Raw genomic sequence first — 16,983 nt, 5'->3', positions numbered from 1 at the left:
ATCCGCGGCGCGGTCAGATTCCGCGCTGGAAGTGCCCGTTCCGCATGGCGTCCATGCGGTGCGGGGACATCGCGTCCATGAAGTAGACGAGTTTGCCCAGTAGCGGCCCGAGCCGGCGCGGGCGGTCGATGATGGCATCGCAGATGACCTGCGCCCCCTGCTCGGGGGTCAGGGCGAGCGCGTCCCGGTACAGCGGGTTGGGCGCGATCATGGGCGTGCGCACCAGCGGCATGTAGAGCGAGGTGAAGCGCACGTTCTCGGCGTGCGTTTCGACCTGCAGGTTCGAGGTGAGCGAGTCGAGCGCGGCCTTGGAGGCCACATACGCCGAGTAGCCCGCGCCGCCGAACAGGTTGGCCACCGACAGCACGCTGACGACCTGCCCGGAGCGCCGCGCGCGCATGCCCGGCAGCACCGCGAGCATGAGCCGCACGGGCGCGAAGTAGTTGATCCGCATGGTCCGCTCGTAGTCGTGGAAGCGGTCGTAGGACTCCTCGAGCGGGCGCCGGATGGACCGGCCGGCGTTGTTGACCAGGATGTCCACGCCGCCGTGATCGGCCAGCACCTGGGCGACCATGGCGTCGAGCGCCTCGAAATCGCTGAGATCGCACGGGTATACGGCCGCCTTGCCACCCTGGGACTCGATGAGCTCGGCCACCTCGCGCAGTTCGGCCTCGCGGCGCGCGACCAGTGCCACGGTCGCCCCCGCCGCGCCGATTCGAATGGCCGCGGCCCGTCCGATACCCGAGGACGCGCCGGTGATGAGCACCGTCCGGCCCGCCACTCGGTCGTCGAGGGTGTGCTTGCGGCGCAGCCGGTCCAGGTTCACCTGGGTGTCGAGACCGTTCTTGATCAGGGTGGCGAGCTCGCCCAATCCGTACATGGTATTCGATGCTAATTTATATAACTAGTGATGTAAATTGTCGGCCATGGACGCCGCCACCCTGCACCTGATCGCACGCCGCCTGCGTTCCATCGCCTTCACCGCGACCGGCGCGACCGGCAGGCGGCGCATTCCCCCGAGCGAGTACGCGGTGATCGAAGACGTTGCGCTGCACCCGCATTCCTCGATTCGCGAGATCACCGAGCGGACCGCGATCGCCCAGCCCCTGGTCTCACGCATCGTGGCGCGCTACCGCACCGACGGCCTGCTGCGCACCGCGCCCGATCCCGGTGACGGGCGGCGCGTGCTCGTCAGCGTCGATCCGGTCATCGTCACCGAGGTCTTCGAGACCCGCGGCCGGGCGCCGATCGACTCCGCCCTGGCGGCCGAACTGCCGAAACTCGCTCCGGCACAGCGCACACGGGCGGTGGAACTACTGGACGAGCTCGCGGGCCTGATCGGGGCGGCCGATCCCGAGCCGCGCGCCGAGTCCTGACGTACGCGGTTCACTCACCGCGCGGGTCGAGCGCCAGCCCCGAGATCAGCTGCTCGATCACCGCGCGAATGGCGGGGGTATCGGCCTCGATGTCGTCGGAGTTGGCCAGGCACTGCGCCGCCTCGTCCAGCGCGCCGACGATGATCAGGGCCAGCGGGCGCACCGGCTGCTCGCGCACGCGCCGCGCGGCCATGGCGCCGGCGAGCGCGTTCTCCACCAGGCCGATGGTGTGCCGCAACTCGATCTCGCGCCACAGCTTCCAGCCGAGCACCGCGGGCCCGTCGAGCAGTGCGATCCGGCGCACCTCCGGGGCGGTGGAGGCCTCGAGCCAGGCCAGGCAGCCCACGATGAGTCCGGCCAGCGGATCGGCCGCGCGCGCTCGCGCCACGGCGGAGCCGATGACCTGCACCAGACTTCGTTCGAGATCCTCGAACACCGCCTCGAAGAGTTCGCGCTTCTCGCTGAACTGGTGATAGAGCGCGCCCCGGCTCACACCCGCCGCGTCGGCGACCGCGATCGTGCTCACCGCGCCGTAGCCGTGCTGTCCGAACAGCTCCCGGGCAGCGCGGACCACGGCCTCGCGGGTGGCGGCCGAGCGTTCGGCTTGGGTGCGGCGGTCAGGGTTCATGGCGACGTCGAAGTCTAGGGCAAGCCCGAATCCGGTTTCGACGCAAGGCGGTTCGGCCCTTGACCGGCGCCACCCGCGTCCGGGAACATACAGTCATCCTGTTTGTATCTTAGAAGGACTCCTCTCATGTCCGATGCCACCAAGGATCTCTTCGAGCGCTACCACGCGTGCTGGGCCGATCACGACCCGGACCGCATCGCCGAAATGCACACTCCCGATTCGGTTTTCCACCTGCACTCCGGCAGCGAACCCGCCCGCGGGCGCGCGGAGATCCGGGCCTCGGCCGCGGGCACGTTCGCCCTGGTCCCCGATCTCACCTTCACCCAGGTCGATCTGCGCGTCGGCGAGGACTTCTGGGTCGTCCGGTGGAAGCTGAGCGGCACCTCGGTCACCGGGGCGGCGGTCGATGTCGACCTCGCGGACTTCGTTGTGGTCCGCGACGGCGCGGTGCTGGAGAAGCACTCGTACGTCGACGGCGTGGCCATGCAGGCCGCGCTCACGGCGCCCGCCGAGGTCTCCTGACGGCCATCGGGCGCTGAACGAACGGCGATCGGATCGAGGCGTACGCCGCCGGGACCTCCGGTCGCCGTTCCCGGGGCACGACCGGCCCCGCACGGGGATTGCGATCAGCGTGATTTCCACACTGTGGAAAGAGTGTTGATTCGCCCCGGACCGGTTCGCAGAGTGGATCGATGTTGTTGTCGTCCAGTGTGCGAAGGTCGTGAGGGTCGTGTCGGCCAGTAGTCGAGTTGTCGAGTGACTTCCTGCCCGCAGGAAGCGAAACCGGCCGAGGTGAGTTCCCTGCGGCCGCTGTTGTTCACCGTGTACGTGCCCGCCGCCGCGTACGGGGTCGGAATGGGGGCCGCGGCGCCGGTCATGACCTTGACCGCGCTGGATCTGGGCGCCTCCCCCGCCGTGGCGGGGTTGACCGTCGCGCTGGTCGGGCTCGGTCAGATCATCGGGGACATCCCGGCGGGGCAGGTGGTTTCCCGTCTCGGGGAACGGCTTTCGATCGTCGGGGCGAGCACCGCGGGGGTGCTCGGGGTACTGCTGTGCCTGCTCGCGCCGAGCGTGCCGGTGCTGTGCGCGGGGCTCATCGTGGTCGGACTCTCCAATGCCATCTGGGGCCTGGCGCGCATGAGCTACCTGTCCGAGGTCATTCCCTTCGACCGCCGGGCGCGCGCGATGTCGCTGTTCGGCGGGGCCATGCGGCTGGGGTTCTTCATCGGCCCGTTCCTCGGCGCGGCGGTGATCTTCGGGGTGGGCACCCGCGGCGGCTTCGTGGTGCAACTGCTGGCCATCGCCCTGGCGGGGTATCTGATGGCGCGCCTGCCCGATCCGGTATCGGCCGCGGGCCGCGACGCCGCGCAACCGCCGCTGTCCCTGCTGGGTATCGGGCGCGCGCACCGCACGCTGCTGCTCACCCTGGGCACCGGATCGCTGCTGATGGGCGCGGCGCGGGCCTCGCGCGAAGCGGTGCTGCCGCTGTGGGCCGATCATCTCGGCACCACCGCCGCCACCGCGAGCCTGATCTACGGCATCGGCGCGGGCCTGGATGTGCTGTGCGCCTATCCCGCCGGGCATTTGATGGACCGCTACGGCCGCCGTTTCATCGCCGTGCCGTCGCTGGTGATTCTGGGTCTGGGCTACTTCGCGGTGCCGTTCACCGATACCGCGTTCACCCTGACTCTGGCCGCGGTCATCATGGGCGTGGGCAACGGCATCGGCAACGGGGTGATCATGACCATCGGCGCGGACGTCGCCCCGGCGGCGACCCGGGCCGAATTCCTGGCGGCCTGGCGACTCACGCACGATTGCGGATTCTTCGTGGGGCCCTTGGCGATCAGTGGATTGGTGGCCGTCGCACCGCTGGCGGCGGCGGTGCTGTCGATCGGCGCGATATCGATTCTCGGCGCGGTGACGATGGGTCGCTATATCCCCGTGTACATTCCGTGGCCGCAGCGCGCGGGGCGATCTCCAGGCGAACAGTTCGGGGCAACCGCCCGAACGAGTTGACGTTCTTCGAATCTCCGCGATGCCAACCATCGACCGGCGGTCGCGAGTACTCGAATCTCTTTTCAACGCACCGCGATATAGGCGATGCGGCATTACCGAGGAAGGTTTCACTATGAAGGCCCGTAGAAGGTTCCTGGCGAGCGCGCTGGTCGCGGCGACGGTGTCGATGCTGGTGACCGCGTGCGGCGGCGGATCGGATATCCGCGAGGACGGCGGCGTGCCGGTGCTGCGCTACCAGGGCTGGGCCTCACAGGTCACCATCCCCGAATTGGCCGAGAATCTGGGCTTTTTCGACGGCAAGGTGAAGCTGGAATGGCAGGGCAACACCATCAGCGGGCCGCAGGACGTGCAGTCCGCCGCGACCGGCCAGGTCGATTTCGGCGGTGCGTTCGGCGGCGCGGTGGCCAAGCTCGCCCAGGCCGGCGCCGGGATCACCGCGGTGATCAACTACTACGGCTCGGACGAGAAGACCTTCACCGGTTTCTACGTCCCCGAGGACAGCCCCATTCGGACGCCGAACGACCTGCTGGGCAAGAAGATCGGCGTGAACACCCTCGGCGGGCAGGCCGAGGCGGACGTGCACACCGCGCTGAAGAAGAACGGGCTCAGCGAGGAGCAGATCCGCTCGGTGCAGCTGGTGGTGCTGCCGCCGCCGAACACCGAGGACGCGCTCCGGCGCGGGCAGATCGACGTCGCGGGGCTCAGCGGCCAGTTCCAGCAGCGCGCGCTCTCGAACGGCGGATTGCGTGCCGTGTTCACCGATTTCGAGCAGTTCGGCCCGTTCAACGGCGGGCAGTACGTGTTCCGCAACGACTTCCTCGCCAAGAATCCCGACGTCGTCGAGGCGTTCGTGGGCGGCATCGCCAAGGCGATCGAATGGCAGAAGACCACCCCGCGCGATCAGGTCATCGCGAAGTTCACGCAGATCATCAACGACCGCAAGCGATCCGGTGAGGACGCCTCCTCGGTGAAGTACTGGCAATCGGTGGGCGTGCCGTCGGCGAACGGCGTCATCACCGATATCGACTTCCAGCGCTGGGAGCCGTGGCTGCGCGACACCGGCGCGGTCACCGGCGAGCTGGATGTGCGCAAGCTCTACACGAACGAGTACAACCCGAACGCCCCGAAGTAGACCGTGCCGCACACTCGGGCCCCGCGAGCGTTCGCGGGGCCCGAGTTCATCTCAGGACGGCGTGCTCACCCGCATCAGCAGGCCCTCGGCGAAGGCGCGCGCGGCGGCCAGATCCGCCGTGTCGGGCCGGCCCTTGCGGATGCCGCCGACCAGCTTGAACGGCAGGTAGGTGTCGTGGGCCCGGCAGGAGAAGGTGTCCAGCACCTCGAACCCCCGGCCCTCGAGCTGCCGGATCAGCGGCCGTGAGAAGCGCTGCGGTCCGGCGTCGGCGAACCCGCTGGTGGCGAAGACGAACGCCCGGCCGGGGCGCTGCGGCAGCGCGTCGATGAATCCGCGCAGGTCGGCGTGGAACTTGCCGAGGAAGATCCCCGAGCCGAAGCCGACCAGGTCGTACCCGGCCAGTTCGGCGGGCTCGACCTGCCCGGGCGCGACCACCCGCGCGCCCAGGACCTCCCCGGCGATGTCGGCGACCCGCCGGGTGTTGCCGTGCGAGACCGACGTACAGACGATGATGGCCTTCATACGATTCCCCTCCAGTTGTCTCGAACTCACTTGCGGTACAGCGAGCTTCGGTAGCGAAGCTCCTCCCCCACCGTTCAGCAGTTCGGACCCGAGCACAACCTCGGCCGGGAAACGGCGATGACCCCGTACCGCGTCAGCGGGGTACGGGGTCATCGATGGTTCGGGTGCCGGGCCGAGCCCGGCGGACGCCTGCTTAGAGGTAGGCGCCGCAGTGCGGCCACGCGCCGACGCCCTGGCCGGCGAGCACGTTCTCCGCGACGCGGATCTGCTCCTCGCGGCTGGCGTTGGCGGCGTTACCCTGGCCACCGTAGGCGTTCCAGGTGCTCTGGGTGAACTGCAGGCCGCCGTAGAAGCCGTTGCCCGTGTTGGCGGCCCAGTTGCCGCTGCTCTCGCACTGTGCGACGGCGTCCCAGTTGCCCGAGGCGGCCGAGGCGGTCGCGGTGCCGACCGCGAACGGAACGGCGGCGAGGATGCCGGTGGCGGCGGTGGCAACGAGCATGCGGGTGCTGAACTTACGAGTCATAGGGGATTCCTGGCCTGCGCCCATCCGGCCCGCGCTCCGAGCTTGTGCTGCGGGTCCCCGTCCCCAGGGAAGTCGATGGCACTGCGAACCGCGGGACGGGGTTGCCGATGTTCGGCGGTTCGAGTTCGGGCTTGGCGTTGATCCGAGCCGAGAACGACGGTAACGGAACAATCACAACTAATCACGGGGCGATCACAGCCGGTTGACAAATTGGACTCGCGCTTACTCACGTCGTTTTCGCAGCACAATTCGGACGCGGTATTAATTACACGGCCGGTATTCACCCCCGAAATTGTGACCGAGACCACTGGAAAATCGTGACGCCGGTCGCGAATTCAAAATCTTTTCGGACGATCGGTCGCTTTATCGGGGTTGTCGCATACCCTTTCCGACCTGCTGGAATCCGGCTGCACGGAACCATTGCCCCCGGTCAGAAGCATGTAAATAGTGCTGGGGACACCGTTTCGGTCTCGCAGGAGGAACCATGAGCCCCGAGGAACCGCGCTCCGGCGCCCGCGCCGTCGACCGTGCCGTACAGGTCCTGAACTGCTTCGAGGGCGACGACCCCGAGCTCTCGCTGAGCGAACTGGCGGCGCTCGCGGATCTGCCCGTGAGCACCTCGCACCGGCTCGCCCAGGCGCTGGTGCGCGGCCGGCTGCTCGAACAGGACCCCACGACCGACCGCTACCGGGTCGGACAGGGCCTGGCCGCGCTGGCCCGGCCCGCGCTGGCCCGGCTCGGCCTGGAGTCGGCCGCGCCGCACCTGTACGCGCTGGCCGCGGGAATCCGCATCACCGTGAGCGTGAGCGTGATGGAGGACCGCGACGCCGTCACCGTCTTCCAGGCCCGCCCGCCCGTGCTCTTCTGCGCCAACCAGGTGCCCCGGGCCCGCCAGCCGCTGCGCGCGAGCGCGGTCGGGCACGCGCTGCTGGCCTACGCCCCCACCGGAACGGTCGCCGAACAGGAGCGCGCCGCCGAACAGGACGCCCGGCGGCGCGACCGCCGGCAGCCGACGCTGTTGCACTCGGACCTGGACCGGGTCCGGCGCACCGGGTTCGCCTCGCAGGTCCTGGACACCGCCGACCCGATCCGCGCCATCGCGGTGCCCATCGTCGGCTCGGATCGCCGCGTGCACGGGGCGCTGGCCGTGCAGGCGCGCTCGGCCCGCCTGGACGCCGAGCTGGTGCGCAGCATCGTGCCGGCAATGCGCATCGCCGCCGGGCGCATCGGGCCGCTTTTCCAAAATGGCGGCGACACAATGGATTCGGACGTGCAATTAGAATCACGCTGATTTCCACATCGTGAAATGGCGGTTGCTCCCCCACGGGCCCGCCCGCACGATGAGTGCCATTCGATCCGCCGATTCCGCACTCTCCCCTAGGGCTTGGAATGACTTCGCACACCCCGCTCACGCGCCGCCGGGCCGTGGATCTCATGCGCCTGGCGCCCGGTGCCTGTCGGCCCTGATCGCCCCGCCCGAAACAGCCCACGCGACAGCCGCATTCACCGAAAGAAACACCCATGTTCTCATCGCTCCGACCACCGCGCGTGCTGCGCGTCGTGGCCGCCGCGCTCACCGCGGCAGCCGTCCTCACGACGGTGACCGCCTGCGGCGGCTCCGAATCCGCCACCACCGCCGACGGCAAGACGGTGCTGCGGTACCAGGGCCAGACCGGCCAGGTGACGCCGTTCGAGCTGGCCGCGGACCTCGGCTACTTCAGCAGGATCAGCCTGCACTGGGAGGGCGACACCACCAGCGGACCGGCCAACATCCAGGCCGCGGCCACCAAGCAGATCGAATTCGGCAGCGCGTTCAACGGCGCGGTCATCAAGCTGGTCGCCGGCGGCGCGCCGGTCACCTCGGTGCTGAGTTCCTACGGGGCCGACGACAAGTCCTTCACCGGCTATTTCGTGAAGGACGACTCCGGAATTACCTCCGCGCGGGATCTGATCGGCAAGAAGGTCGGCGTCAATACCCTTGGCGCGCATCATGAATTCGTCACCCGCGAATGGCTGCACCGGCAGGGCCTGAGCGCGGCGGAGATCAAGCAGGTGCAGCTGGTGGTCCTGCCGCCGGCCAACACCGAGGAGGCGCTGCGCACCGGGCAGATCGACGCCGCGGCCCTCGGCTCGATCTTCCGGGACAACGCGCTCGAGCGCGGCGGCATCCACCCGCTGTACACCGACAAGGATCTGTTCGGCCAGTTCGACTACGGCACCTACGTTTTCCGCAAGGACTACGTCGAACAGCATTCGGCGGAGGTCGCCGACTTCGTGCAGGGCACCGCCCGCGCCACCCGCTGGCTGCAGCTCACCCCGCGCGATGAGGTGCTGAAGAAGTTCGAGGACATCATCGCCAAGCGCGGCCGCAACGAGAACGTCGCGCTGCTGAAGTACTGGCGCAGCTCGGGCATCCCGATTCCGGGCGCGGTGGTCGAGGAGCGCGAATTCCAGGTCTGGCTGGACTGGCTCGTGCGCAACGGCGAGCTGCCCGCGGACAAGTTCGCGGCCAAGGATCTTTTCACCAACGAGTTCAACCCGTACAGCAATGGCACCTACCCCGCCACCGGCGGGCCGAGCGGTGAGGCGGTGGCGGCGAAATGAGCACCGCGGTCAAGCTCGCACTGAGCGAGGTACGCAAGGAATTCGCGATTCGCGGGACCCGGGAGTCGTTCACGGCCCTCGAGGACATCAGCGTCGAGGTGCGGGACGGGGAGTTCCTGGTCCTGGTCGGTCCCAGCGGCTCGGGCAAATCCACCCTGCTCGATCTGCTCGGCGGGCTGAGCTCGCCCACCTCGGGACAGATCCTGCTGGACGGGTCCCCCATCACCGGGCCGGGCCTGGATCGCGGCATCGTCTTTCAGCAGTACGCGCTGCTGCCGTGGCGCACCGCCCGCACCAATATCGAATTCGGCTTGGAGGCCAAGGGAATTCGACGTAAAGAGCGGCGCGCCATCGCCGAGCACTACCTCGAGCTGGTCGGACTCGGCGGGTTCGGCGACCGGTACCCGCACGAGCTGTCCGGCGGTATGAAGCAGCGCGTGGCCATCGCGCGCAGCCTCGCCTTCGATCCGGAGGTGCTGCTGATGGACGAGCCGTTCGCGGCCCTGGACGCACAGACCCGCGAATCACTGCAGGACGAGTTGCTGCGGATCTGGCAGGCCACCGGCAAGACGATCCTGTTCATCACCCACGGCATCGACGAGGCCGTGTACCTGGGTCAGCGGGTGGCGGTGCTCACCTCGCGGCCCGGCCGGGTCAAGGCCATCGTCGACATCGACCTCGATCGCGCGGGCGACCCGGACGTGCGCTCGAGCGAACGCTTCCGGGAAGTCCGCCACCACATCTGGTCGCTCCTGCACGACGAGGTCGCGCGGGCACAGGATCTCGAGGCGGCCGCCATCGCGGGTGCCGATCGGAGGAACACCCATGTCTAGCGCGATCCAGATCGCCGAAACCCCGGTCCGTTTCGAGCCGGAGACGACGGCGCCACCGCGAACCCCGGCCCGTTCGACCGGGCGCGAGACCGCCACGCGCCTGGCGCGCGCCGCCGCGCACCTGCTGTGGCGGGTGTTCAAGCCCAGTGTCGTCATCGCGCTGTTCCTGGTGTTCTGGGAGGTCGCGCCCCGGGTCGGCATCGTCGACCCCGTATTCCTGCCGCCGTTCACGACCGTGGTCGACGCGGGTCAGGAGCTGATCCGCTCCGGGCAGATGGCCGAGCACGTGGGCGCGAGTCTGTCGCGGTCACTGGTCGGTTTCGCCATCGCGCTGTCCGCGGCGGTGCCGGTGGGTATCGCCATCGCCTGGTACCGGCCGGTCGCGGAGTTCCTGAGCCCGTTCCTCGAGCTCTTCCGCAACACCGCCGCGCTCGCGCTGCTGCCGGTCTTCGTGCTCATCCTGGGCATCGGCGAGACCTCCAAGGTCGCGCTGGTGGTGTACGCCAGCTTCTTCCCGATCCTGCTCAACACCATCAGCGGTGTGCGAACGGTCGATCCGCTGCTCATCAAATCCGCTGTCTCGCTGGGGTTCACACCGATTCCGCTGTTCGCGAAGGTGGTGCTGCCCGCCGCGGTGCCCGCCATCTTCACCGGTATCCGGATGGCGGCCTCGGCCTCGATCCTGGTGCTGATCGCCGCCGAAATGGTCGGGGCGCGAGCGGGTCTGGGCTACCTGATCACCTCGGCGCAGCAGAACTTCCAGATCCCGGCCATGTACGCCGGCATCGTCGCCATCTCGCTGGTGGGTCTGACCTTCAACGGGCTGATCGTGCTGCTCGAGCGCAGGCTCTCGCGCTGGCGCGTGCAGGCCGAGCACTGACCCCTCCCCCTCGACAACGCTTCCGAAGGAACACTCTTCATGTCACGCAAGCCCTTCCACATCAATGCCTTCCTCATGGGTGTGGGCCACCACGAAGCCGCCTGGCGGCACCCGCGCACCAGCGAGCACCAGGTGCTGGACGTCAAGCACTTCCAGGAACTGGGCCGCATCGCCGAACGCGGCCGGCTGGATTCGGTCTTCTTCGCCGACGGCCTGGCCGTGGGCCCGCGGATCAAGCGCAACACCCTCGCGGTCTTCGAGCCGGTCACCCTGCTGGCCGCCATCGCGAGCGCGACCGAGCACGTCGGGCTCATCGCCACCGCCTCGACCACCTACAACGAGCCGTTCAACCTGGCCCGCAAGTTCGCCTCGCTCGATCACATCAGCGCCGGGCGGGCCGGCTGGAACATCGTCACCTCCGGCAACGAGGAGGAGGCGTTCAACTTCGGCTACGACTCGATTCCCGAGCACGCCCGCCGCTACGAGCGCGCTCAGGAGTTCGTGGACGTGGCCATCCAGCTGTGGGACAGCTGGGAGGACGGCGCGATCGTGCTCGATCCCGAGGCCGGGGTGTTCGCCGACCCGGACAAGGTGCACACCATCGATTACCGCGGTGATCGATTCCAGGTGCGCGGGCCGCTGAACTCCCCGCGCAGCCCGCAGGGACGGCCGCTGCTGGTGCAGGCCGGATCGTCGGAGAGCGGTAAGGAATTCGCCGCCCGCTACGCCGAGGCCGTGTTCACCGCGCAGCGCACCATCGAGGAGGGGCAGGCGTTCTACCGCGATCTCAAGGCGCGCCTGACCAAGTACGGGCGTTCGGCCGACGAGCTCAAGGTGCTGCCCGGTCTGGTGCCGTTCATCGCGGACACCGAAGAGCAGGCCCGCGCGCTCGAGCAGGAGTTCACCGACCTCATCTCCCCCGACTACGCGCTGCGCCAGCTCTCCACGCTGCTGGGTGTGGATCTCACCGAACACGCGCTCGACGCACCGCTGCCGCCGCTGCCGGACGAGAGCGAGATCGAGGGCGGCAAGAGCCGGTTCACCCTGGTCAAAGAGCTCGCCGAGAAGGAGGAGCTGACCGTGCGCCAGCTCATCGGCAAGCTCGGCGGCGGGCGCGGGCACCGGACCCTGGCCGGCACGCCCGAGCAGATCGCGGACGACCTGCAGGCCTGGTTCGAGCAGGGTGCGGCGGACGGCTTCAACATCATGCCGCCGTACCTGCCGGGCGGGCTCGAGGACTTCGTGGACAAGGTGGTGCCGATCCTGCAGGAGCGCGGGCTCTTCCGCACCGAGTACACCGCCACCACGCTGCGCGGGCACTACGGGCTCGAGCCCGTGGACAGCCAGTTCGCCGCACGAACCGACATTCAGGCCACCGCCTAGCAGCACCGGGGGGCATGCGCACAACGCATGTCCCCCAATCTTTTTCGAGAACGAAGGGCACGATCATGACCACTGTCTCCGAACCCACCGTCACCGACACCGGCGCCACCGACACCGCCGGGACCTTCCGAGTGGTTCCCGTCGCCGGGCACATCGGCGCGGAGGTGACCGACATCGATCTGCGGACCGAGTTCACCGACGCGCAGATCGCCGAACTCACCGCGGCGCTGTACGAGTACAAGGTGCTGTTCTTCCGGGATCAGCGGATCGGGCACGCCGAGCAGATCGCGTTCTCGCGCCGGTTCGGCGCGGTCACCCCGTCCCATCCCTACGACGATGACGCGCCGACCGAGTACCCGGAGATCCTGGCCGTCGACAGCCGGCTGTACGAAAAGCGTTTCGGGGTGCGCAAGTTCAGCTACACCAACCACTGGCACACCGATGTGTCCCCGCTCATCAATCCGCCCGCGGCCTCGCTGCTGCGCGCGGAGATCGCGCCCGAGCGCGGCGGGGACACGCACTGGACGAATCTGGCCGCCGTCTACGCCGGACTGCCCGATTCGCTCAAGTCGCTGCTGGACGGGCTGCGTGCCGAACACCGGTTCGGCGGGAAGAACCCCGCCTGGGATTCCGAGAGCGACTACGCCAAGAAGGTGGCCGCGGCGCCGCTGGTGACCGAGCATCCGGTGGTCCGGGTGCACCCGGTGACCGGGGAGAAGATCCTCTTCGTCAATCCCGGCTTCACCACGCGCATCGTCGGGTTGAGCCCGCGCCAGAGCGACGCGCTGCTCGAACTGCTGTACGCGGAGCTGTCCGATACCGCGTACACGGTCCGATTCCGCTGGGAGCAAGGCAGTCTCGCGTTCTGGGACAACCGCGCGACCGCGCACCTGGCCCCCAGCGACCTGAATCACCTCGACGTCACCCGGGTGCTGTACCGCACCACCCTGGAGGGCGAGGTGCCGGTCGGCGTGGACGGTGAGCCGTCGCGCTCGATCAGCGGGGCGAAGTTCGTGGGGAACGCGGGTGCTCCGGAGCACGACGCGGCCTGAGGCGCGAGCCGAGAACGACGGTGGTCCCGGTACCGGAGTTGTCCGGTACCGGGATCGCGTGCGTTGGATCCCGGCGTCCTCACCGTCACCGTCCTCCCCGTCACGACGGGCCGGCCGATCGGTCAGCGCGAGCGACGCGGCGTCACAGGTCCGCGAAGAAACTCCGATGCCGCCCATCCGGAGGACGGCATCGGGGCGGGAGCTAGCGGCCGAGAGGGCGGTGCGGGGGCGGGGGCTGCTGCCAGCGCTCGTCGCCCTGTGGGGGCTCGGGGCGGTGGGGTGGCGGCTGGTGCTGGGGATCCTCCGGGCGGCGGAGGGGTTGTTGCGGGGGCGGGGCGTCGTGGCGTTGCGGGAGGGCCTCGGGATCCGGGAAGCCGGGGTGGTCGGCGCGGGGGCGGGACGTCGAGGGCAGGGCCGTGGGGTCGGCCGGGGTGCGGGCGTCGGCTTCGGCGGCGCGCACCGCGCGTTCGGCGGCCGGGTCGGTGGCGGTGTCGAACCAGTCGGCCACCTCGTCGGAATCGTCCTCGGGGCGTTCGGATCCCGCGTCGTCGGGGGTGGGCTGGTAGCGGAAGGTGCCGTCCTCGCCCTGGGTGCCGAAGTTGCGGGCGAAGCCTTCGAGGGCCTTGCCGAAATCGCTGGGGACGAGCCACACCTTGTTGGCATCGCCCTTGGCCACCAGCGGCAGGGTCTGCATGTACTGGTAGGCCAGCAGCTCGGGGGTCGGTTTGCCGCTCTTGATGGCGGCGAACACCTTCTCGATGGCCTTGGCCTGGCCCTGGGCCTGCAGGTAGGCGGCGGCGCGCTCACCCTGGGCGCGCAGGATGCGCGACTGCCGCTCACCCTCGGCCGAGAGGATCGAGGCCTGCTTGGAACCCTCGGCGGACAGGATCTGCGCCTGTTTCTGACCTTCGGCGGTCTTGATGGACGCCTCGCGCTGGCCCTCGGCGGTGAGGATGATGGCGCGCTTCTCGCGATCCGCCTTCATCTGCTTCTCCATCGATTCCTGGATCGACGGCGGCGGATCGATGGCCTTGAGCTCCACGCGCGAGACGCGCAGACCCCAGCGGCCGGTGGCCTCGTCGAGCACGCCGCGCAGCTGACTGTTGATCTGGTCGCGCGAGGTGAGGGTCTCCTCCAGCGTCATACCGCCGACGACGTTGCGCAGCGTGGTGATGGTCAATTGCTCTACGGCGGCAATGTAATTGCTGATCTCGTACACCGCGGCCTGCGGACTGGTGACCTGGAAGTAGACCACCGAGTCGATCTGCACCGTCAGGTTGTCCTGGGTGATGACCGGCTGCGGCGGGAAGGACACCACGCGTTCGCGCAGATCCACCTTGGCGCGGACGCGGTCGGCGAACGGGACCAGGAAGGTCAGCTGGCCCGAGACCGTGCGCGAATAGCGACCCAGCCGTTCGATGACGGCGGCCTCGGCCTGCGGCACCAGCGCCACCGACTTGAAGATCACCACCACGACCAGCAGGATCAATACCAGGGCGACAATGAGGACAGCCATTTACGGCCCCTTCCAAACGACGACGTGCGCGCCATCGACCCGCATGACATAGACGGTTGTTCCCTCCGGATAACTCTCCTGCGCGTCGAAGGGACGCGCGCTCCAGACGTCACCGTCCAACTTCACTCGCCCGCCGTGCTCGTCCACCGTCTCGAGCACCTTCGCGGACTTCCCCGGTAGCGCGTCCATGCCGGTGGGCGTGGAAGGGGGACTCGCGTAGCGCCGCAGGAGCATCGGGCGGACGAGCAGCAGCAGGGCGACGGCGGTGACACCGAAAACCACGGCGTCGACCACGATGCTCGTATCGGCAAGCGCGCTCACCCCCGCCGTGACCAGCGCCGCGCCGCCCAGCATGAGCAGCGTGAGTTCTCCGACGAGCATTTCGGCCGCCGCGAGAAGTAGCCCCGCGACCAGCCACACTATTGCGGCCACATCACCCACAGTAAACCTTCCGGCGCGCCCCGGCCGGAGATCGACAACCTCGCACCCCCGGCCCCCGGATCCGATAACTCACCGTTACCCGGCCGAGCGGACGTGATCTACCCGCCGGCCGGCCACCCCGCACTTACGCTGCGCCACACAGCTATTCGATGCGCATCCGATATGAATCGCCCGGCTTGTCCGCTATGTCACAAGGGATTTCACCGATTCCCACCCGCAAAGCACCGTGTCGCAGCACCGCCGGGCGGGCGGGGCACCGGTACCGTCGATCGGATGAGCGGGCGCGACAGCTACGGCGGTGACATCTTCAGCGGGCACGCACGGAACCGCAAACGCGAGATACCGAAGGTCGCGGCCGAACGCGATCTGGTGGTGGAGGACGCGGCTACCGGATTCTGCGGTGCGGTAGTGGGTTTCGACCGCACCTACGACGGCGACTTCGTCAAACTCGAGGACCGCGCCCGGCGCGTGCGCCTGTTCGCCATGCGCGAGGCGGCCTTCCTCATCGACGGCAGCCCGGTGACGCTGGTGCGCCCGGTCGCCGCCGCGCCGAAGCAGCCGACGCGCTCCGCCTCGGGATCCACCCGGGTGGTCGACCACAAGGCCCGGGTGGCGCGGGCCAGCCGCATCTGGGTCGAGGGCGTGCACGACGCCGCTCTGGTCGAACGGGTGTGGGGGCACGATCTGCGGGTCGAGGGCGTGGTCGTGGAACAGCTCGAGGGCCTGGATCACCTGGCCGCGCGGCTCACCGAGTTCCGGCCGGGGCCGGGCGCGCGCGTGGGCGTGCTCGTCGATCACCTCGTGACGGGTTCGAAGGAGACCAGGCTCACCACCGGCCTCGGACCGCACGTCCTCGTCACCGGACACCCGTACATCGATGTGTGGCAGGCGGTCCGGCCCGCCGCCGTCGGCATCGCCGCGTGGCCGGAGGTTCCGCGCGGCGAGGACTGGAAGACCGGCATCTGCCGGCGCCTGAAATGGGGCACCCCGCAGGAGGGCTGGCGCCGGGTCTACAACTCGGTCGAATCGTTCCGCGATCTCGAGACCCCGCTCATCGGCGCGGTGGAACGGCTCATCGATTTCGTCACCGAGCCGGAGTAGCCCGAATCCCGGATCCTTTGCTCCTCGGTTTCCGCACCGAAGCGTAGTAGCCAGCCAGTTATCCTCGTAGTCATGAGTAGCCCGAGTGCCACATTGACGGTGTGGGCCGGTTCCTGGGTCGCCGGCCGCAGCGCGCCCGATGACGTGCTGGACGCGCTGCGCCTGTGGGCCGCGCGGCAGAGCGTGACCGCAGGCGACCCGGTTACCGGCGGTCACACCGGGTTACCGTGGGCCGACGACGAGACCTCGGATGGCGCCGGAATCATGGTGCTGCTCAAGCTGATTCGCGAGGCGACCGCGTCCCCCGAGGCGCAGGTCCGACTGGTGCTGCCGATTCCCGGCGACGTGCGCGGCCTGCCGGTCGGCACCGAATTCGCCGCCGCGGCAACCGAAGCCGGGGAAGGGTTGTACGTCGGCGCTCCCGGTACCCGGGGCACCGGGCTGGTCCCGGTGTGGACCGACGACGACGCCCTGCAGTGGCGGGTCTACACCACACCCATCCCCTTCGCCACCGAGCCCGAGATGCCGCTCGGCGAAGCCGAATACACGATGCGCCAGGCCGTGCGCGACGCCGCGGACGCCCTGCAGCAGTTGCACACCACCCGCGTCGACTCCAACGGCCCGAGCCCCCGCGATCTCATCGAGGACGAACTCGCCGCCTACTCCCAGCACGGTTATCCCGATTCGCTCCCGCTGCGCGCCCGCCGCATCCTCGACACCGCCGACCAGGTGGCCGCCATCCTCACCGTCGCCGAGCGCGCACCCGCCTCGGCCCCGGTGTCCGGCACCGCCATCGCGGCCCAGGAGTCCCTGCTGCGCCCGCTCTGGAACGCGATCCGCGCGGCGCGCCTGGCCGCGGTCCACGCCCGCGGCTAGCGGCGGTTCATGCCGGGGCGCCAAAACCCCCGGGCCGGCCACGACACCCCCGGGGGATTCTGCCCGGCGTGCGGCAGGGGATATGAGAAAAAGAGAGACC

18 protein-coding genes are annotated in these 16,983 nt (G+C 69.0%); 12 read left to right on the top strand and 6 right to left on the bottom strand.

Annotated features, from left to right (window positions below; genetic code table 11):
- Positions 1-13: 13 nt before the first annotated feature.
- Positions 14-880, bottom strand: coding sequence for an SDR family NAD(P)-dependent oxidoreductase (locus tag ACWIGI_RS21545; RefSeq protein WP_454204216.1), 867 nt, complete (start codon positions 878-880; stop codon positions 14-16).
- Positions 881-926: 46 nt separating this feature from the next.
- Here ACWIGI_RS21545 and ACWIGI_RS21540 point away from each other — a divergent pair, with 46 nt between their 5' ends.
- Positions 927-1,376: a MarR family transcriptional regulator gene (locus ACWIGI_RS21540; RefSeq protein ID WP_454204215.1), complete on the top strand. Its 450-nt coding sequence runs from the start codon at positions 927-929 to the stop codon at positions 1,374-1,376.
- Between the two features lie 10 nt (positions 1,377-1,386).
- Here ACWIGI_RS21540 and ACWIGI_RS21535 read toward each other — a convergent pair whose 3' ends face one another.
- On the bottom strand, positions 1,387-2,004 hold the full coding sequence (locus ACWIGI_RS21535; protein ID WP_454204214.1) for a TetR/AcrR family transcriptional regulator: 618 nt from the start codon (positions 2,002-2,004) through the stop codon (positions 1,387-1,389).
- Between the two features lie 126 nt (positions 2,005-2,130).
- Between ACWIGI_RS21535 and ACWIGI_RS21530 the strand changes: the two genes are divergently transcribed.
- The 3 genes from ACWIGI_RS21530 (at position 2,131) to ACWIGI_RS21520 (ending at position 5,152) form a co-directional block, all read left to right on the top strand.
- Complete coding sequence (locus tag ACWIGI_RS21530) at positions 2,131-2,526, top strand: nuclear transport factor 2 family protein (RefSeq protein WP_454204213.1); 396 nt, start codon at positions 2,131-2,133, stop codon at positions 2,524-2,526.
- A 270-nt stretch (positions 2,527-2,796) separates the two neighbouring features.
- Positions 2,797-4,020, top strand: a complete 1,224-nt coding sequence (locus tag ACWIGI_RS21525) for an MFS transporter (RefSeq protein ID WP_454204212.1) — start codon at positions 2,797-2,799, stop codon at positions 4,018-4,020.
- Between the two features lie 112 nt (positions 4,021-4,132).
- On the top strand, positions 4,133-5,152 hold the full coding sequence (locus ACWIGI_RS21520; RefSeq protein WP_454204211.1) for an ABC transporter substrate-binding protein: 1,020 nt from the start codon (positions 4,133-4,135) through the stop codon (positions 5,150-5,152).
- A gap of 51 nt (positions 5,153-5,203) precedes the next feature.
- On the opposite strand, the gene ACWIGI_RS21515 is transcribed toward ACWIGI_RS21520, so the two are convergent.
- Positions 5,204-5,674, bottom strand: coding sequence for a flavodoxin family protein (locus tag ACWIGI_RS21515; RefSeq protein WP_454204210.1), 471 nt, complete (start codon positions 5,672-5,674; stop codon positions 5,204-5,206).
- 193 nt (positions 5,675-5,867) lie between these two features.
- Positions 5,868-6,197 (bottom strand): transglycosylase family protein, encoded by a 330-nt coding sequence (locus tag ACWIGI_RS21510; protein WP_454204209.1) that lies wholly within the window; start codon positions 6,195-6,197, stop codon positions 5,868-5,870.
- 484 nt (positions 6,198-6,681) lie between these two features.
- Between ACWIGI_RS21510 and ACWIGI_RS21505 the strand changes: the two genes are divergently transcribed.
- The 6 genes from ACWIGI_RS21505 to ACWIGI_RS21480 all read left to right on the top strand — a co-directional run bounded on the left by ACWIGI_RS21505 (position 6,682) and on the right by ACWIGI_RS21480 (position 12,949).
- The gene (locus ACWIGI_RS21505; protein WP_454204208.1) at positions 6,682-7,488 is read left to right on the top strand and encodes an IclR family transcriptional regulator; all 807 of its coding nucleotides are present in this window, start codon (positions 6,682-6,684) and stop codon (positions 7,486-7,488) included.
- Positions 7,489-7,718: 230 nt separating this feature from the next.
- On the top strand, positions 7,719-8,801 hold the full coding sequence (locus ACWIGI_RS21500) for an ABC transporter substrate-binding protein (RefSeq protein WP_454204207.1): 1,083 nt from the start codon (positions 7,719-7,721) through the stop codon (positions 8,799-8,801).
- Positions 8,798-9,634: an ABC transporter ATP-binding protein gene (locus ACWIGI_RS21495; RefSeq protein ID WP_454204206.1), complete on the top strand. Its 837-nt coding sequence runs from the start codon at positions 8,798-8,800 to the stop codon at positions 9,632-9,634. Before ACWIGI_RS21500 ends, ACWIGI_RS21495 begins: the two co-directional genes overlap by 4 nt.
- A complete protein-coding gene (locus ACWIGI_RS21490) occupies positions 9,627-10,514 on the top strand; it encodes an ABC transporter permease (RefSeq protein ID WP_454204205.1) in 888 nt (295 codons plus the stop codon). Before ACWIGI_RS21495 ends, ACWIGI_RS21490 begins: the two co-directional genes overlap by 8 nt.
- Positions 10,515-10,553: 39 nt before the next feature.
- Positions 10,554-11,897 carry an LLM class flavin-dependent oxidoreductase gene (locus tag ACWIGI_RS21485; RefSeq protein WP_454204204.1) on the top strand — a complete coding sequence of 448 codons (1,344 nt, stop codon included), beginning with the start codon at positions 10,554-10,556 and terminating at the stop codon, positions 11,895-11,897.
- Between the two features lie 65 nt (positions 11,898-11,962).
- Entirely contained in the window at positions 11,963-12,949 is a 987-nt protein-coding gene (locus ACWIGI_RS21480) for a TauD/TfdA dioxygenase family protein (RefSeq protein WP_454204203.1), read from the top strand.
- Positions 12,950-13,151: 202 nt separating this feature from the next.
- On the opposite strand, the gene ACWIGI_RS21475 is transcribed toward ACWIGI_RS21480, so the two are convergent.
- Together ACWIGI_RS21475 and ACWIGI_RS21470 are read right to left on the bottom strand one after the other, a co-directional pair.
- Entirely contained in the window at positions 13,152-14,465 is a 1,314-nt protein-coding gene (locus tag ACWIGI_RS21475) for an SPFH domain-containing protein (protein WP_454204202.1), read from the bottom strand.
- Complete coding sequence (locus ACWIGI_RS21470) at positions 14,466-14,897, bottom strand: NfeD family protein (RefSeq protein WP_454204201.1); 432 nt, start codon at positions 14,895-14,897, stop codon at positions 14,466-14,468.
- Positions 14,898-15,179: 282 nt separating this feature from the next.
- On the opposite strand from ACWIGI_RS21470, the gene ACWIGI_RS21465 reads away from it, so the two are divergent.
- Together ACWIGI_RS21465 and ACWIGI_RS21460 are read left to right on the top strand one after the other, a co-directional pair.
- The gene (locus ACWIGI_RS21465) at positions 15,180-16,007 is read left to right on the top strand and encodes a DUF3097 domain-containing protein (RefSeq protein WP_454204200.1); all 828 of its coding nucleotides are present in this window, start codon (positions 15,180-15,182) and stop codon (positions 16,005-16,007) included.
- Between the two features lie 72 nt (positions 16,008-16,079).
- The gene (locus tag ACWIGI_RS21460; RefSeq protein ID WP_454204199.1) at positions 16,080-16,883 is read left to right on the top strand and encodes a hypothetical protein; all 804 of its coding nucleotides are present in this window, start codon (positions 16,080-16,082) and stop codon (positions 16,881-16,883) included.
- Positions 16,884-16,983 lie beyond the last annotated feature (100 nt).

The sequence above is a fragment of the Nocardia sp. NPDC055321 genome (assembly GCF_053645575.1).
The sequence above is the reverse complement of the archived record's forward strand: the minus strand, read 5'-3'. Positions and strand labels throughout refer to the sequence as shown.

What these genes read in the sequence shown, in the direction of transcription:
- ACWIGI_RS21500 (WP_454204207.1), top strand. Translation starts at nt 7,719, where the DNA reads ATGTTCTCATCGCTCCGACCACCGCGCGTGCTGCGCGTCGTGGCCGCC.
- ACWIGI_RS21535 (WP_454204214.1), bottom strand. Translation starts at nt 2,004, where the DNA reads ATGAACCCTGACCGCCGCACCCAAGCCGAACGCTCGGCCGCCACCCGC.
- ACWIGI_RS21540 (WP_454204215.1), top strand. Translation starts at nt 927, where the DNA reads ATGGACGCCGCCACCCTGCACCTGATCGCACGCCGCCTGCGTTCCATC.
- ACWIGI_RS21485 (WP_454204204.1), top strand. Translation starts at nt 10,554, where the DNA reads ATGTCACGCAAGCCCTTCCACATCAATGCCTTCCTCATGGGTGTGGGC.
- ACWIGI_RS21480 (WP_454204203.1), top strand. Translation starts at nt 11,963, where the DNA reads ATGACCACTGTCTCCGAACCCACCGTCACCGACACCGGCGCCACCGAC.
- ACWIGI_RS21505 (WP_454204208.1), top strand. Translation starts at nt 6,682, where the DNA reads ATGAGCCCCGAGGAACCGCGCTCCGGCGCCCGCGCCGTCGACCGTGCC.
- ACWIGI_RS21495 (WP_454204206.1), top strand. Translation starts at nt 8,798, where the DNA reads ATGAGCACCGCGGTCAAGCTCGCACTGAGCGAGGTACGCAAGGAATTC.
- ACWIGI_RS21515 (WP_454204210.1), bottom strand. Translation starts at nt 5,674, where the DNA reads ATGAAGGCCATCATCGTCTGTACGTCGGTCTCGCACGGCAACACCCGG.
- ACWIGI_RS21490 (WP_454204205.1), top strand. Translation starts at nt 9,627, where the DNA reads ATGTCTAGCGCGATCCAGATCGCCGAAACCCCGGTCCGTTTCGAGCCG.
- ACWIGI_RS21460 (WP_454204199.1), top strand. Translation starts at nt 16,080, where the DNA reads ATGAGTAGCCCGAGTGCCACATTGACGGTGTGGGCCGGTTCCTGGGTC.
- ACWIGI_RS21510 (WP_454204209.1), bottom strand. Translation starts at nt 6,197, where the DNA reads ATGACTCGTAAGTTCAGCACCCGCATGCTCGTTGCCACCGCCGCCACC.
- ACWIGI_RS21520 (WP_454204211.1), top strand. Translation starts at nt 4,133, where the DNA reads ATGAAGGCCCGTAGAAGGTTCCTGGCGAGCGCGCTGGTCGCGGCGACG.
- ACWIGI_RS21530 (WP_454204213.1), top strand. Translation starts at nt 2,131, where the DNA reads ATGTCCGATGCCACCAAGGATCTCTTCGAGCGCTACCACGCGTGCTGG.
- ACWIGI_RS21545 (WP_454204216.1), bottom strand. Translation starts at nt 880, where the DNA reads ATGTACGGATTGGGCGAGCTCGCCACCCTGATCAAGAACGGTCTCGAC.
- ACWIGI_RS21465 (WP_454204200.1), top strand. Translation starts at nt 15,180, where the DNA reads ATGAGCGGGCGCGACAGCTACGGCGGTGACATCTTCAGCGGGCACGCA.
- ACWIGI_RS21475 (WP_454204202.1), bottom strand. Translation starts at nt 14,465, where the DNA reads ATGGCTGTCCTCATTGTCGCCCTGGTATTGATCCTGCTGGTCGTGGTG.